Source organism: Nonomuraea sp. NPDC001636 (genome assembly GCF_040298265.1).
In the GTDB taxonomy this organism is placed as follows: Bacteria; Actinomycetota; Actinomycetes; order Streptosporangiales; family Streptosporangiaceae; genus Nonomuraea.
The window spans coordinates 13,538-28,716 of record NZ_JBEOZT010000030.1; the positions used below are offsets into that span (position 1 = coordinate 13,538).

Annotated in this window: 12 protein-coding genes; 7 read left to right on the top strand and 5 right to left on the bottom strand. The window is 71.4% G+C overall.

Features of this window, described 5'->3' with window-relative positions; genetic code table 11:
• Window positions 1-55 precede the first annotated feature (55 nt).
• Window positions 56-1,456, top strand: coding sequence for an MFS transporter (locus ABT158_RS40670; RefSeq protein ID WP_352362947.1), 1,401 nt, complete (start codon window positions 56-58; stop codon window positions 1,454-1,456).
• Here the strand turns inward: ABT158_RS40670 and ABT158_RS40675 are convergent.
• Window positions 1,453-2,160: an alternative oxidase gene (locus ABT158_RS40675; protein WP_352362949.1), complete on the bottom strand. Its 708-nt coding sequence runs from the start codon at window positions 2,158-2,160 to the stop codon at window positions 1,453-1,455. The two genes, ABT158_RS40670 and ABT158_RS40675, sit on opposite strands and share 4 nt — an antisense overlap.
• A gap of 236 nt (window positions 2,161-2,396) precedes the next feature.
• Here ABT158_RS40675 and ABT158_RS40680 point away from each other — a divergent pair, with 236 nt between their 5' ends.
• The 4 genes from ABT158_RS40680 to ABT158_RS40695 all read left to right on the top strand — a co-directional run bounded on the left by ABT158_RS40680 (window position 2,397) and on the right by ABT158_RS40695 (window position 7,825).
• Window positions 2,397-3,677 carry an aspartate aminotransferase family protein gene (locus tag ABT158_RS40680; protein ID WP_352362950.1) on the top strand — a complete coding sequence of 427 codons (1,281 nt, stop codon included), beginning with the start codon at window positions 2,397-2,399 and terminating at the stop codon, window positions 3,675-3,677.
• On the top strand, window positions 3,674-5,167 hold the full coding sequence (locus ABT158_RS40685) for a CoA-acylating methylmalonate-semialdehyde dehydrogenase (RefSeq protein WP_352362952.1): 1,494 nt from the start codon (window positions 3,674-3,676) through the stop codon (window positions 5,165-5,167). The genes ABT158_RS40680 and ABT158_RS40685 overlap by 4 nt, the downstream gene beginning before the upstream one ends.
• Before the next feature lie 84 nt (window positions 5,168-5,251).
• Window positions 5,252-6,421 (top strand): extracellular solute-binding protein, encoded by a 1,170-nt coding sequence (locus tag ABT158_RS40690; protein WP_352362954.1) that lies wholly within the window; start codon window positions 5,252-5,254, stop codon window positions 6,419-6,421.
• A gap of 189 nt (window positions 6,422-6,610) precedes the next feature.
• The gene (locus ABT158_RS40695) at window positions 6,611-7,825 is read left to right on the top strand and encodes a saccharopine dehydrogenase family protein (protein ID WP_352362956.1); all 1,215 of its coding nucleotides are present in this window, start codon (window positions 6,611-6,613) and stop codon (window positions 7,823-7,825) included.
• A gap of 57 nt (window positions 7,826-7,882) precedes the next feature.
• Here ABT158_RS40695 and ABT158_RS40700 read toward each other — a convergent pair whose 3' ends face one another.
• Window positions 7,883-8,083, bottom strand: coding sequence for a hypothetical protein (locus ABT158_RS40700; protein ID WP_352362958.1), 201 nt, complete (start codon window positions 8,081-8,083; stop codon window positions 7,883-7,885).
• Between the two features lie 210 nt (window positions 8,084-8,293).
• Complete coding sequence (gabT, locus tag ABT158_RS40705) at window positions 8,294-9,622, bottom strand: 4-aminobutyrate--2-oxoglutarate transaminase (RefSeq protein WP_352362960.1); 1,329 nt, start codon at window positions 9,620-9,622, stop codon at window positions 8,294-8,296.
• Window positions 9,623-9,713: 91 nt separating this feature from the next.
• Here gabT and ABT158_RS40710 point away from each other — a divergent pair, with 91 nt between their 5' ends.
• Window positions 9,714-11,579: a PucR family transcriptional regulator ligand-binding domain-containing protein gene (locus ABT158_RS40710; RefSeq protein WP_352362962.1), complete on the top strand. Its 1,866-nt coding sequence runs from the start codon at window positions 9,714-9,716 to the stop codon at window positions 11,577-11,579.
• A gap of 24 nt (window positions 11,580-11,603) precedes the next feature.
• On the opposite strand, the gene ABT158_RS40715 is transcribed toward ABT158_RS40710, so the two are convergent.
• Entirely contained in the window at window positions 11,604-12,251 is a 648-nt protein-coding gene (locus tag ABT158_RS40715) for a TetR/AcrR family transcriptional regulator (protein WP_352362964.1), read from the bottom strand.
• Window positions 12,252-12,541: 290 nt separating this feature from the next.
• Between ABT158_RS40715 and ABT158_RS40720 the strand changes: the two genes are divergently transcribed.
• The gene (locus ABT158_RS40720) at window positions 12,542-13,969 is read left to right on the top strand and encodes an aldehyde dehydrogenase family protein (protein ID WP_352362966.1); all 1,428 of its coding nucleotides are present in this window, start codon (window positions 12,542-12,544) and stop codon (window positions 13,967-13,969) included.
• Window positions 13,970-14,041: 72 nt separating this feature from the next.
• Here the strand turns inward: ABT158_RS40720 and ABT158_RS40725 are convergent, their stop codons facing one another.
• Entirely contained in the window at window positions 14,042-15,127 is a 1,086-nt protein-coding gene (locus ABT158_RS40725) for a trypsin-like serine peptidase (protein WP_352362968.1), read from the bottom strand.
• Between the last annotated feature and the right edge of the window lie 52 nt (window positions 15,128-15,179).

The following is a 15,179-nucleotide window of genomic DNA, read 5'->3' on the forward strand; positions in this document are numbered from 1 at the left end:
TGTGCGAGTGACCTCGAACGCTGTACGAGACCCCCGTCGATGGTGGGTCCTTGTCGTGCTCTGCCTCTCGCTGCTGGTCCTCACGGTGGACGGAACCGTGCTGAACCTGGCGATCCCGTCCCTGATCGAGGAGCTGGGCGCGACGCCGTCCGACATCCAGTGGATCCTCGACGCCTACGTGCTGGTCTTCGCCGGCCTGCTGCTGACCGCGGGAAGCCTGTCCGACCGGTACGGCCGCCGCCGCTTCCTCGTCATCGGCCTGGCCTTCTTCGGCGGCGCGTCGCTGCTGGCCGTGCTGGCCGCCGAGCCCTGGCAGGTGATCGGCGCGCGGGCCCTGATGGGGGTCGGCGGCTCGATCCTGATGCCCTCGACGCTGTCCATCCTCATGACCGTCTTCGAGGAGGACGAGCGGCGCAAGGCCATGGCCATCTGGGGAAGCGTGGCGATGCTCGGCGTGATCGCCGGCCCGACGCTGGGCGGCTTCCTGCTGGAGCACTACTGGTGGGGCTCGGTCTTCCTGCTCAACATCCCGATCGCGGCGCTGGCCATCGTGGCCGCGTTCGTGCTGATGCCCGAGACCCGCAGCACCGGGCGGCGGATCGACCCGGTGGGCGTGGTGCTCTCGATCGTCGGCCTGACCTCGGCCGTCTACGTGATCATCGAACGCGAGTGGAACGTCGCCCTCATCGCGGTGGCGGTGGTCGCGCTGGCCGCGTTCGTCGTCTGGGAGCGGCGGGCCGAGCACCCGATGCTGCCGCTGCAGCTGTTCCGCAACCGCAACTTCAGCGGCGCGTCCTTCTCGATCCTGCTGATGTCGTTCGGCGCGGGCGCCGTGATGCTCATGCTGACCCAGTACCTGCAGTTCGTGCTGGGCTACGGCGAGCTCCAGGCGGGCCTGGCCATGCTGCCCCAGGCGGTGGCGGCCGTCGTGTTCAACGGCGTCGGCGCGGCGCTGGGCAAGAAGGTGTCCAACCGGGTGCTGATCTCGGCCGGGCTGCTGATCATGGCCGTCGGGTTCGTCGTGATGGCGCTCACCACCGGCTACCTGCCGCTGATGGGCGGGCTGGTGCTGATGGGCGCGGGAGCCGGCCTGGCCGGTCCCTCCGCCTACGCCTCGCTGATGGGGGCCATCCCGCTGGAGCACGCGGGCGTCGGCTCCGCGCTCAACGACACCGTGCAGCAGGTGGGCCTGGCCATGAGCATCGCCGTGCTGGGCAGCGTGCTGGCCGGCGTCTACACCGCGGAGATGCCGCTCGACGCGCCCGCGGCGGCCCGCGAGTCGATCGGGGTCGCCGAACAGGTCGGGCTCGGCGAGGTCGCCGACCGGGCCTTCACCGTGGCCGTGCACTTCGGGTCGTGGGTCGGGGCCGGGTTCAGCGTCGCCGCCGCGCTGCTCGCGCTGGCCGTGCTGCGCCCGGCCGCGCCCGTCGCGGCTCCCGAACCGGCCAGGGTCTAGCGGACGCGGGGCTCACGCATGCTCTCCAGGCTGTCGAGCTTGTGCGTGCGCTCGTCGTGGCCGATCTGCCGGAGCAGGTCGGCCACCGAGCGGTAGCGGCCGTACTCGTCGGCGTACGTGCCGGGGTCGGGCACGAAGTCCAGGTCGGGGTTCTCGGCCACGAACGTCATGTACTCGTGCTCGGCGTGGTCCTCGAACTCGGCGTTGAGCCGGTAGCTCCAGTCGGGACGGACCACGAACAGCACCCAGGACACGTGGTAGTAGAAGAACGCGATCAGCCACGGCGCCGCCTTGTGCAGCAGCCAGTTCTGCCGCTGCCCGGCGCGCTGCACCAGGTCCTGCATGATCAGCAGGTGCCACTGCTCGTTGTCCTGGTCGGCGCGGGCCTCGACGATGCGCTCGAAGACCCTCCTGGCCAGGGCCGACCGTCCGGCGTGCCGGTGGACGGCCCAGTAGCCCATCCGCTCCCACGCCTGGTACGGCACCCGCGCGATGATCTCCAGCATGGCGAACTTCGTGTAGGAGCCCTTCCTGCCGTACATGAGGTCGACGGGCTTGAACATCATCCGGGCCAGCGGGCTGTAGTCCATCCGCGGGGTGTCCAGGGTGTCCTGCTGGGCGCGGCGGAGCTGGTCGCGGTCGAGCTTGGGCGGCCCGGCGGGCACCTCGGGGCGCCCGGGGCGCAGGTCGATGGTGACGGTCATCTTCGGTCTCCTCGGTTCGTCGATGCTCCGATGGTGGCCGAGCGGGGCCCGCCGGGTCGTCGCCCGCGAGTGGTCAATCGCGATGCCTCTGGCGGCGTACCGGGAAGCCGGCGCGTACGCCCGTGGGCGCACGGGGGATCCCCTAGGGGGAGGACTTACAGTCTGTAAGGGGATTTGACCCCCCGCCGACAGCCTGCCGCTGCCGGGAAGTCCGGGGGGACGGGATACTCGGTAGCATGTCGGAGCTTCTCGCGCGCCACCGGGCAGTGATGCCGAACTGGCTGGCCCTCAACTACAACGAGCCCATCGAGATCGTCAGCGGCAAGGGCAATCGTGTCATCGACGCCGACGGCAAGAGCTACCTGGACTTCTTCGCCGGGATCCTGACCAACATGATCGGGTACGACGTGCCCGAGGTGCGGGACGCCGTCGAGCGCCAGCTCGCCACCGGCGTGGTCCACACCAGCACCGTCTACCTGCTGCGCGGCCAGGTCGAGCTCGCCGAGAAGATCGCCCGGCTCTCCGGCATCCCCGACGCCAAGGTGTTCTTCACCAACTCCGGGACGGAGGCCAACGAGACCGCCCTCCTCCTCGCGACCTACGCCCGCAAGACCGACCAGGTGCTCGCCATGCGGCAGAGCTACCACGGGCGCAGCTTCGGCGCGGTCAGCGTCACCTCCAACCGGGCGTGGAAGAACAACTCGCTCTCCCCGCTCAACGTGCACTTCCTGCACGGCGCGGACCGGCACCTCACCCAGTTCAAGGGCCTGTCCGACGCCGACTACATCAAGGCGTGCGTGGACGACCTGCGTCACGTGCTGGCCACCTCGGTCTCCAACGACGTGGCGGCGCTGATCGCCGAGCCGATCCAGGGCGTGGGCGGCTTCACCATGGCCCCCGACGGGCTGTTCGCCGCCTACAAGGAGGTCCTGGACGAGCAGGGCATCCTGCTCATCTCCGACGAGGTGCAGACCGGCTGGGGCCGTACGGGCAGCGCGTTCTTCGGCATCCAGAACCACGGCGTGACCCCCGACATGATCACGTTCGCCAAGGGCCTGGGCAACGGCTTCGCGGTCGGCGGCATCGTCGCCCGCGGCGACCTGATGGACGCCCCGCACGCCGTGGGCCTGTCCACCTTCGGCGGCAACCCCATCTCCATGGCCGCCGCGAACGCCACCCTCGACTACGTCCTCGACCACGACCTCCAGGCCAACGCGGCGCGGACCGGCGACATCATCATCGGCGGCCTCAAGGAGGCGGCCAAGCGCCTGCCCATCGTCAAGGACGTGCGCGGCAAGGGCCTGATGTTCGCCGTCGAGCTGGAGAGCCCCGCCCAGGCCGTCCGCTTCATGGAGGAGACCAAGAAGGCGGGCCTGCTCGCCGGCAAGGGCGGCCTGTACGGCACCGCCATCCGCATGGCCCCGCCCCTCACCCTCACGGTGGAGGAGGCCGCCGAGGGCCTGGGGATCATCGTCAACGCACTCGAAGTCATCAACGCAGAGGCAGCAGCTCAGTGAAGTCGGTCAAGCACTGGATCAACGGTTCTCCGGTCGACGGCGACAGCCGCACGGCGGAGATCTTCAACCCGGCGACCGGGGAGGTCAGCGGCCACGTGCGGCTGGCCTCGGCCGCCGACGTCGACGCCGCGGTCGCCGCGGCGGTGGCGGCCTTCCCGGCGTGGCGGGACGCCTCGCTCGTCAAGCGGGCGCAGGTGCTGTTCCGGTTCCGTGAGCTGATGGACGCCCATCGTGACGAGCTGGCCGCGTTGATCTCGGCCGAGCACGGCAAGGTGCATGCGGACGCGTTGGGGGAGGTGGCGCGCGGGCTGGAGGTGGTGGAGTTCGCGTGTGGGATCCCGCATCTGCTCAAGGGTGGTTTCTCCGAGGGTGTCTCGACGCGGGTGGATTCGTATTCGATGCGGCAGCCGTTGGGGGTGGTGGCGGGGATCACGCCGTTCAACTTCCCGGCGATGGTGCCGATGTGGATGTTCCCGGTGGCGATCGCGTGTGGGAACGCGTTCGTGTTGAAGCCGTCGGAGCGGGATCCGTCGGCGTCGTTGCTGATGGCGCGGCTGTGGCAGGAGGCAGGGCTGCCTGACGGGGTGTTCTCGGTGGTGCAGGGCGACAAGGTGGCGGTGGATCGGCTGCTGGAGCATCCGGACGTGGCGGCGGTGTCGTTCGTGGGTTCGACGCCGATCGCCCGGTATGTGTACGAGCGGGGTAGTGCGCACGGCAAGCGGGTGCAGGCGCTGGGCGGGGCCAAGAATCACATGCTGGTGCTGCCGGACGCGGATCTGGATCTGGTGGCTGATGCGGCGGTGTCGGCGGGGTTCGGGTCGGCGGGTGAGCGGTGCATGGCGATCTCGGTCGTGCTGGCGGTCGATCCGGTGGGGGATGAGCTGGTCGGCAAGATCGTGGAGCGGGTGGGCCGGTTGGTGGTGGGTCCTGGGGATGATCCGCGGTCGGAGATGGGGCCGTTGGTGACGGCGGCGCATCGGGACAAGGTGGCGTCCTATCTGGATCTGGGTGTTGCCGAGGGCGCGAAGCTGGTGGTGGACGGCCGGGAGGTCGAGGTGCTGGGCGGCCGGGGTGGGGGGTTCTGGCTGGGGCCGACGGTGCTGGATCAGGTGCCGGTGGGGTCGCGGACGCATACCGAGGAGATCTTCGGTCCGGTGTTGTCGGTGGTGCGGGTGTCCTCGTACGAGGAGGGCCTGCGGGTGATCAACGAGGGTGTGTACGGCAACGGCACGGCGATCTTCACCAACGACGGGGGCGCGGCGCGGCGGTTCCAGAACGAGGTCGAGGTGGGGATGGTGGGGATCAACGTGCCGATCCCGGTGCCGATGGCGTTCTACAGTTTCGGCGGGTGGAAGTCGTCGTTGTTCGGTGACACGCATGTGCATGGCGCTGAGGGGGTGCAGTTCTACACGCGGGGCAAGGTGGTGACGTCGCGCTGGCTGGACCCGTCCCACGGCGGCGTGAACCTCGGCTTCCCCACGAACGGGTAACTCACGCCTGCGGCCGGGAGGGACCGGCGTCCCTCCCGGTCCCGTCCCCGGTAAGCTCCAGCGCAACGGACAAGGGGGGACATCGTGAGACGCCGTCGCATATCCGCCGTGGCGCTGGCCGCGGCGGCGCTGGTCGCCGGCACGGGAGCGGTGTCCGCGACTGCCGGGCAGGCGGCGCGGCAGGCGGCACAGCCGGCCGCCAAGCCCAGCCCGAAGCCGACCCCGTCGGCCACGCCGTCGCCCACGGCCACCCAGAGCGACGGCACGCTGCAGATCCTCACCTACCGCGGCTACGCCGAGTACGGCGGCCTCAGCCCCAAGGCCAACTGGGTCGGCTCCTTCGAGAAGGAGACCGGCTGCCGCCTGGCCCGCGTCGACACCGTCCGCACCGCCGAGGAGATGGAGCGGGCCGTCGCCGCCGCCGAGCGCCCGTACGACCTGATCTCGGCGGGCCCGGCGCTGGCCGGCGACCTGATCACGCGCAAGCTGGTGCAGCCGATCGACCCGGCCAAAGTGAGCGGCTACGGCGACCTGAACGAGCGTTTCCGCGACATGACCAAGGTGTCCGGCAAGGTCTACGGCGTGCCGTTCCTGTGGGGGTACCACGAGTTCATCTACGACTCGTCCAGGGTCAAGGACGCGAGCCTGGGCCAGGTGTTCGCCTCCGGCCGGGCCGCGCTCCGCGACACCCCGCTGACCATCGCCGACGCCGCGCTGGCCGACGCCACCGTCAAGGACCCGTACGAGCTGAGCCAGGAGCAGCTCGACCGGGCCATGGCGCTGCTCGGGCAGCAGAAGGAGCGCACCTACTGGCGCAAGCCGATCGACCTGATCAAGGGCTTCGCCACCGGGTCGCTGGATTACGCGCAGGCCACACCGTACTATCGCCTGCTGCTGCAGAAGGCCGGCAAGCCGGTCCGGACGGTCGGCGCCAAGACGGCCACCGGCTGGCTCGACTCCTGGATGCTCGGCGCCAACCTGCCCGACACCACCTGCGCCTACCGCTGGCTGACCTGGATGACCGCGGCCGACGCCCAGCGCGACGCGGCCGCCTGGGTGGGCCTCGCGCCGGCCAACGACAAGGCGTGCAAGGGCCGGGCCAAGTCGATCTGTGACCTCTACGGCGCCGACGACCCCAAGCGGCTCGACCGGATCGCCTTCGCCGTCCGGCCGCCGGGCGGTTGCCGCGGCGAGGACGGGGAATGCACTGATTATGCCGTCTGGGGGAAACGGTGGGCCGAACTCGCCGAGTAGGTGAGATCTCCGCCTCCGCTCGACCCCATCGCGGGCGCGCCTTCCCCCGGGTGCGCCTGCTGAGACGCCCCGGGCCTTCCCCCCTGTCCCGGGGCGTCTCGCTGTTTCCGGGTCGAAGGACGTCCAGGTGGTGGGACTTTCCGCGGCGAAAATTCGACTGAATGACCAGTCAGTGAGTATGTTCTCTCCATGAGAATCCTTCTCGTCGGCGCCGGAGGCGTCGGCTCCGCCGTGGTGCCCATCGCCGCCCGCCGCCATTTCTACGAACACATCGTGGTGGCCGACTCCCAACAGAGCCGGGCGGCCCGCGCCGTCGCCGCCGTGGACGACCCCCGCTTCACCGCCATCCAGCTGGACGCCTCCGACCGGGCCCAGGTCGCCGCGGCGCTCCGGGAGCACCGATGTGACGTGCTGTTCAACGCGGTCGATCCGCGCTTCACGATGCCGCTGTTCGAGGCCGCCCTGGAGGCCGGGGCCCACTACCTGGACATGGCGATGTCGTTGTCGAAGCCGCATCCGCGCGAGCCGTACCGCAAGCCCGGCGTGAAGCTGGGGGACCGGCAGTTCGAGCGCGACGGCGAGTGGCGCGGCGCGGGCCGGCTCGCGCTGGTCGGCATGGGCGTCGAGCCGGGGCTCGCGGACGTGTTCGCCCGCTACGCCGCCGACCACCTGTTCGACGAGATCGACGAGATCGGCATCAGGGACGGCGCCAACCTCGTCGTGGACGGCTACGACTTCGCGCCCACGTTCTCCATCTGGACCACGATCGAGGAGTGCCTGAACCCGCCCGTCGTCTGGGAGGACGGGCAGTGGCGCACCACAGAGCCGTTCAGCGAGCCCGAGGTGTTCGACTTCCCCGACGGCATCGGGCCCGTGGAGTGCGTGAACGTCGAGCACGAGGAGGTGCTGCTCGTCCCGAGGTGGATCCCGGCGCGGCGGGTGACGTTCAAGTACGGGCTCGGCGAGGAGTTCATCGGCGTGCTCAAGACGCTGCGCAAGCTGGGCCTGGACAGCGCCGACAAGATCAGGGTGGGCGGGGCGGAGGTGGCGCCGCGCGACATGGTCGCCGCCAGCCTGCCGGACCCGGCGACACTGGGCGCCCGCATGCGCGGCAAGACCTGCGCGGGCACGTGGGTCAAGGGCACCGGCAAGGACGGCTCGCCGCGCGAGGTGTACCTCTACCACGTGGTGGACAACGAGTGGTCGATGCGGGAGTACGGCTCCCAGGCCGTCGTGTGGCAGACGGCGATCCATCCGGTCGTCGCGCTGGAGCTGGTGGCGACCGGGGTGTGGAAGGGCGAGGGCGTGCTCGGCCCCGAGGCGTTCGACGCGGTGCCCTTCCTCGACCTGCTGCGCGAGTACGGCTCGCCGTGGGGCCTGCGCGAGACGGCCGCGGCGGCCTGACGGTCGGGCCGCGCCTGACGGTCGGGCCGCGCCTGACGGTCGTGACCGACGGCCGGCCTAGCGGCCGGGGAAGGCCACCACGGTCGCCATGGGCGCGGGCAGGAGCGCCTCGGCGCATTCGGTGCAGGCGAGCACGGAGGAGTTGTCGGGCAGTTTGCCGACCCGGACCCGGGGCCGCGGCCACCTCTTGTGGCACACCACGCAGGCGTCGCCGTCGCGCTGGGCCGGCGTCAGGCCCTCAGGGTCGAACGTCAACATACTCCGTGCCGTCCTGGTGGGACCCCAGTTCATCACGCTCCCAGCTGCCATCGCCCCTCCGCATGTCCGGATCCGTTATAACCCTGACCGAGGCCGTGATCGTCTAGCTGAGCGTCAAGCCAGGGTGAATTCTCTACCCGAGTGACCTGCGTTACACACACAAAATCGGGCATCCAGCCGCAAGCCGGATGCCCGATTTTTCGGTCTTTGCTATAGAGCGGAGATGGCCTTCTCCAGGATCCCGAGGCCCTCCTCAAGCAGGTGCTCGGGCATGACCAGCGGGGGCAGGAAGCGCAGCACGTTGCCGTACGTGCCGGCGGTCAGGACCACCAGGCCCTCGGCGTGGCAGCGCTTGACGATCTCCTGGACGGCCGCCGGGTCCGGGTTCTTCGTGCCCGGCTCGACCAGCTCGATCGCGATCATCGCACCGCGTCCGCGCACGTCGCCGATCGCCGGGAAGCGCTCCTGGAGCGCGCGGAGGCGGGGGAGCATGATCTCGCCGATGCGGCGGGCCTTGGCGACCAGGTCCTCCGACTCGATCGTCTCCAGGACGCCGAGCGCGGCCTCGCAGGCCAGCGGGTTGCCGCCGTACGTGCCGCCCAGGCCGCCGACGTGCACGTGGTCCATCAGGTCGGCGCGGCCGGTCACGGCGGCCAGCGGCAGGCCGCCCGCGATGCCCTTGGCGGTGCAGATGATGTCGGGGACGACGCCCTCGTCCTCGCAGGCGAACAGGTCACCGGTACGCGCGAAGCCGGTCTGGACCTCGTCGGCCACGAACACGATGCCGTTCGCCCGGCAGAACTCGGCGATCCGCGGCAGGAAGCCCCTGGCCGGGACGATGAAGCCGCCCTCGCCGGCGATCGGCTCGATCACCACGGCGGCCACGTTCTCCGCCCCGACCTGCTTGTTGATCTGGTCGATGGCCTGCGCGGCGGCCTCCTCCGCGCAGTTGTCCGCGCCCGTCGGCCAGCGGAACGGGTAGGCCAGCGGCACCCGGTACACCTCGGGCGCGTACGGGCCGAAGCCCTGCTTGTACGGCATGTTCTTGGCGGTCATGGTCATCGAGAGCAGCGTGCGGCCGTGGTAGCCGTGGTCGAACACCACGACCGCCTGCCTGCCGGTGGCGTGCCGGGCCACCTTGACGGCGTTCTCGACGGCCTCGGCGCCGGAGTTCACCAGGAAGGTGCGCTTGTCGTGGTCGCCGGGGGTCAGCTCGTTGAGCTTCTCGCAGACCTGCACGTACGACTCGTACGGGGTGACCATGAAACAGGTGTGGGTGAAGTCGGCCGCCTGCTTCTGGACGCGCTCGACGACCTTCGGCGCGGAGTTGCCCACGTTGGTCACGGCGATGCCGGAGCCGAAGTCGATCAGAGAGTTCCCGTCGGCGTCCTGGAGGATGCCGCCGCCGGCGCGGGTGACGAAGACCGGCAGCGTGGTGCCGATGCCGGAGGGGACGGCGGCCTGCTTGCGGGCCAGCAGCTCCTGCGACTTGGGGCCTGGGATCGCGGTCACGACGCGCCGCTCCTGGGGAATGCTCATGGGCTCGACGCTACGTCGGGCTCCGACCTGGGCCGATACGTCGATATGGCACACTGGGGGTGCTCGCCTTTGCCGGAATGGACAAACTCGTATGGCACCTTCGCTCCGCACCGTGGTGCGCCGGATGAAGTTGCGTCAGCTGGCGGGCGCGGCGGCCTCCGGAGCGCTCGACGCGGAGGTGCGCTGGGTGGCGGTCAGCGAGTTGGAGGACCCGACGCCGTTCCTTGAGGGCTCGGAGCTGCTGCTGACGACCGGGATCCGCCTGGAGGGCGACTTCTCCGGATATGTCGCCCGGCTGGTGGGCCGCGAGGTGGCCGGGCTCGGCTTCGGCGTCGGCCTCTCCCACGAGCACGTCCCGGCCGCCCTGGTCGCGGCCGCCGACGAGGCCGGGCTGCCGCTGTTCGAGGTGCCGCGCGAGACGCCGTTCATCGCCATCGGCAAGGTGGTCAGCGAGCTGCTCGCGGCCGAGCAGTACGACGAGATCACCCGCGCCTTCGCCGCGCAGGGGCGGCTGACCCGGGCGGCGCTGCGTCCGGAGGGCATGAACGCGGTCATCGACCGGGTGGCCAAGGAGATCGACGGCTGGGCGGTGCTGCTCGACGAGACGGGCGAGGTCCGGCACGCCACGCCGGGGGCCGACGTGCCGGTCGTGGTGGCCGAGTTGCGCCGGCTGCGCACCGGCGGCCCGGCAAGACCCCAGCCCGACCAGACCACCGGGGGAGAACGCACGCTGCCGGGCGAGCCCGCCGCCACCGGGGGGCAGGGCGGTGGCGCGCCGGGTGGGGAACCCGTGCGCGGTGGTCGCCAGGCTGGTGAGCGGATGGGCGCCGGCGTGCCGGCCGGAGAACGTGTGCGCGGTGGGGGCCAGGCTGGACAGCGGGTGGGCGGCGGCGTGCCGGTCGGGGCGCGGAGGCGCGGTGCGGTCCAGGCGGGTGAGCGGGTGCCGGCGAGTCTGGCGTTGTCCGGGCCCGACGAGCACGTCGTGATCCAGCCGCTCGGCGGCGGTCCACGGCCGCGCGGCTTCTTCGCGGTCGGCGCCCGCAGGCCGTTCTCGCCGGTGACCCACACGGTGATCAACGCCGCCGGCTCGCTGCTCACGCTCGCCATGGAGCAGGGCAGGGCCCAGCGGGAGGCCGGCCGGCGGCTCCGCTCGGCCGTGCTGGAACTGCTGCTCGGCGGGGCGGTCGAGCAGGCGCGGGCGGTGGCCGGCACGCTCGGCGCGCGGCTGCCCGGCGAGCCGCTGGTGGTCCTGGCGGCGGGCGCGGCCGCCCTGGAAACCCTGGAACCGCACGGCTTCACAGCGCTCCTCGACGACGGCACCGGCGGTCACGCCGGCGCTCAGGGCGGCGCTCAGGGCGGCGCTCAGGGCGGTGGTCCCGGCGGCGCACAGGGCGGTGGTTCCGGCGGTGGTTCCGGCGGCGCTCAGGGCGGTGGTTCCGGTGGTGGGCACGGTGGCGGCGGCAGGGGGAGGGGTGGCGGTCTTCATGGCGGGGAGCCGGTGAGTGTCTGCCTGGTGTCCGAGGGGGCTGCGGAGAAGGTGGCGCGGGAGGTGGAGGGGCCGGTCGGGCTGAGCTCGCCCGGCCGCTACGACGGCCTGCGCGACGCGCTCGACCAGGCACGCCGCGCGCTGGCCCACAGCGACGGCGGCATGACGCGCTTCGCCGACCTGGCCGGGCAGGGCCTGCTCGCGCTGCTGGACGCCGACACCCTGCGCGCGTTCTCCGGCGCGCTGCTGGCCCCGCTCACCGCGTACGGATCCCGCGCCGACCTGGTCGAGTCGTTGCGCGCCTACCTCGACTGCAACGGCCACTGGGACGCCGCCGCCCAGCGGCTCGGCGTCCACCGGCACACGCTGCGCTACCGCATGCGCCGCGTCGCCGAACTCCTCGGCCGCGACCTCGACGACCCGGGCGTACGCGCCGAGCTGTGGCTCGCCCTGGAGGCGGCCCGCCGCTGAGCGCGCCGCCGGTCTACAGGTGCTTCAGCGGCCGGGGGCCGACGGCAGGCTGTCCTTGTCCACCAGGTAGCAGCAGATCGTGGCCAGGGTGACCGCCTCGTACGTGCGGTCGTCCCGCAGGTGGCCGGCCCGTTCCAGGCTGATCGCGCCCTGTGCGGCGGCCCAGAGCGCGTCGGCGATCTTGCGTGGCTGGGTCGGCGTCAGGTAGCCGGCGGAGATGCAGTCGGCGATCACCCGGTCGAGGATGTTCAGCGCCGCGCGGGCGAGCGTCCTGGCCCGCTCGCTGGGCTCGAAACCGGGGATGGCCCGTTCGAACATCAGGTTGTAGTAGCCGGGCTCGGACAGGCACGCCTGCCGGTAGGCGGGGCCGAGCGCGGTCAGGTACTCCAGCGGGTTGCGCCGCTGCGGGACCGCTTCGAGAAAGCGGCGGAAACGCTCGAAACCCTCCAGATACAGCGCCTCGGCCAGGCCCTCCCGGTTGCCGAACATCGTGTAGATGACGGTCGTCGTGCAGCCGGCCTCGGCCGCGATCCTGCGCATGGTCAGGCTGTCGGGTCCCTCGCTCTGCAGCAGGTTCACCGCCACGTCGAGCAGGCGGGAACGGAGTTCGTCGTGGGTGGCGCGCTCGCCCAGCAGGTAGGCGCCCTGCAGGCCCAGCGGGGTCGAGGTCATGCGACCTCCCCAGCGACCAAGGAGCTCAGTGTCCTTGTGACCTCACTCTGCTCGGTCACGGGGCCCACGCCTTTCTGATCGGGGGCCCACCGCGCTGGAGACCCGCACCCGATGACTTAGCCATGGCGGAGATCGCTCAAACCACTCCGCATGGTAAACATCCCGAATTGGGTCTACTTCTGTTACATCATGGGTATACACCAGGGCTTGTACTTAACGGTGAGCGCTCATGGGAGTCTTGTGCACCGTGGTGTAAATCCCCGGCCTCCCGCTTGGCATAACGTCGGGGTATGGACGTGCGTACCTTCTGGCTTGCCGGCCGGCCCGCCACCGGCGAAACCGATCTCACCGTGACCAACCCCCATGACGGTCGTGAGGTCGGCCGGTACTCCGTACCGACCGATGCTCAGGTCGAGGAGGCCGTCGCGGCCGCCCACGCGGTCTCGCGCGAGGCCGCCGCGCTGCCCGTGCACGTACGTGCCGAGGCCCTGGCCCACGTCTCGCGCCGGCTGGCCGAGCGGGCCGACGAGATCGCCCACCTGATCACCGCCGAGAACGGCAAGCCGATCTTCTGGGCGCGCGGCGAGGTCAACCGCGCCGTCTCCACCTTCCGCTTCGCCGCCGAGGAGGCCCGCCGCTGGTCCGGCCAGGTGCAGCGGCTCGACACCGAGCCCGCCGCCGCCGGCCGTCTCGCCTACGTCTCCCGCGTGCCCAAGGGCCCGGTGCTGGCGATCACCCCGTTCAACTTCCCGCTGAACCTGGTCGCCCACAAGGTCGCGCCCGCCATCGCCGTCGGCGCCCCGATCATCGTCAAGCCGGCGCCCGCCACGCCGCTGTCCTCGCTGGTCCTCGGCGAGATCCTGGCCGAGACCGACCTGCCCGCGGGCATGTTCTCGGTGCTGCCCGTGCAGAACGAGCGCGCCGCCGCCCTCGTCGACGACCCCCGCCTGCCCGTGGTCTCCTTCACCGGCTCCGCGCCCGTCGGCTACGCCATCGCCGACCAGGTGCCGCGCAAGCACGTGACTCTGGAGCTGGGCGGCAACGCCGCGGCCGTCGTGCTGGCCGACGCCGACCTCGACTGGGCCGCGCAGCGCATCGCCCTGTTCTCCAACTACCAGGCCGGTCAGAGCTGCATCGCCGTCCAGCGGGTGATCGTCGAGCAGCCGGTGTACGACGCGTTCGTCGAGCGGCTGCTGCCGGCCGTCGGCGGGCTCGTCACGGGTGACCCGGCCGACGAGAAGACCCAGGTCGGGCCGCTGGTGTCGGAGGCCGCCGCCGAGCGTGTGGAGCAGTGGGTGCGCGAGGCGGTCGCCGCCGGCGCCCGCGTCCTGGCCGGCGGCACCCGCGAGGGCGCCACGGTCGCGCCGACCGTGCTGGCCGACGTCCCGCACGACGCCAAGGTGGCCTGCGAGGAGGTCTTCGGGCCGGTCATGATCCTGCAGCCGGCCGCGTCGATCGACGAGGCGTACGCCATGGTGAACGACTCCAAGTACGGCCTCCAGGCCGGCGTCTTCACCCGCTCCCTGGACGCCGCCTTCAAGGCCAACCGCGAGCTGGAGGTCGGCGGCGTGATCATCGGCGACGTGCCGTCGTACCGGGCCGACCAGATGCCGTACGGCGGCGTGAAGGACTCCGGCATCGGCCGCGAGGGCCTGCACTCGGCCATGGAGGACCTGACCTACGAGAAGGTCATGGTGCTCACCGGCCTGTCGCTGTAGCTCCCGGCCCGCCCCGCGCCTCTCCGCCCCGCGCCTCCCCGGCGCGGGGCGGTCGTGCGTCCGGCACCGTTGTCAGGCGCGTTCGGCCGTGGCGTAGACCGTCTTGGCGGCCTGGCCGAAGTACGGGCCGTACATGGTGTGCTGGTCGTCGCTGTACTTGAAGCTGCTCAGCGAGGTGATCGTGCCGCGGCCGGTCGTCGGGTCGAAGCCGGACAGCCAGGGGCCGCCGCTCGACCCGGCGGTCATGGCGCAGCCGAGCCCCTGGTCGTGCGTCTGCTTGTACGGGTCGTCGCGCAGCCGCCCGGCGCAGTAGACGAGCTGGTCGCCGTTGTAGGGCGGGTCGGCCGGGTAGCCGAAGCCGTAGGTCTGGCCGCCGCGCGCGGTGTTGAAGGCGATGTCCTGGGTGCCCACCACGTCGGCGACGTGCCGCCCGCCCGAGGTGGCCAGGGCGACCATGCCGACGTCGTGGTTGTCGTCGCCGGAGCGCGACCAGGGGGCTGAGACGAACATGCGGCGGGCCGCGTACTGGCCGTAGGGCTGCTCGCCGCCCCTGCCGTAGCCGGGGACGAACGTCCAGTTCTGGGCCCATTCGCCGGCGCCGTCCTTGACGCAGTGGCCGGCGGTGACGACGAGGTCTCTGCTGGCGCTGGTGACCGTGCTGGCCGAGCAGACGAAGTCGGCGCCCGCCAGGGTCAGGAACACCCGCCCGGTGGTCCTGGTCACGGCTCCGCCGGTGCTCCAGCGCGCGCCGATCGTGCTGGCCTGGGGCCTGGACGACGCCTGGTGCCGGCGGCCGACGTTGATCTCGGTACGGCCGCCGGAGCCCCCGGACCCGCCGGGCTTCGCCTGCGCCCCGCCGCGCCCGGTGAGGCCGCCGAGCAGGCCGTCGCCGTCGGTCACGGAGTCGAGCAGACCGATGGGCAGGGCCGCCGCCATGCGTCGCGGGGTCCAGTAGCCGACCACGCGCCGCTGCTCGGCGTCGCTCCGCGCGGCCTCGTGCTCGACCACCATGCTCTGCCGGGCCGCGGCCTGCTCGACGGCGTGCTCGACGGCGGGACGATCGACCTGGTGCTGGCCGGGGACCGCGCCGAGGATCGCCGGTCCCGTCAGCCCCGCGATCAGCGGGGCGGCCGCAAGCAGGGAGGTGCTCAGGGTCATGGCCCCCGAGTGTGCACCACGAGGTGTGTTCTTGTGGCTACTTTCCGTAAAT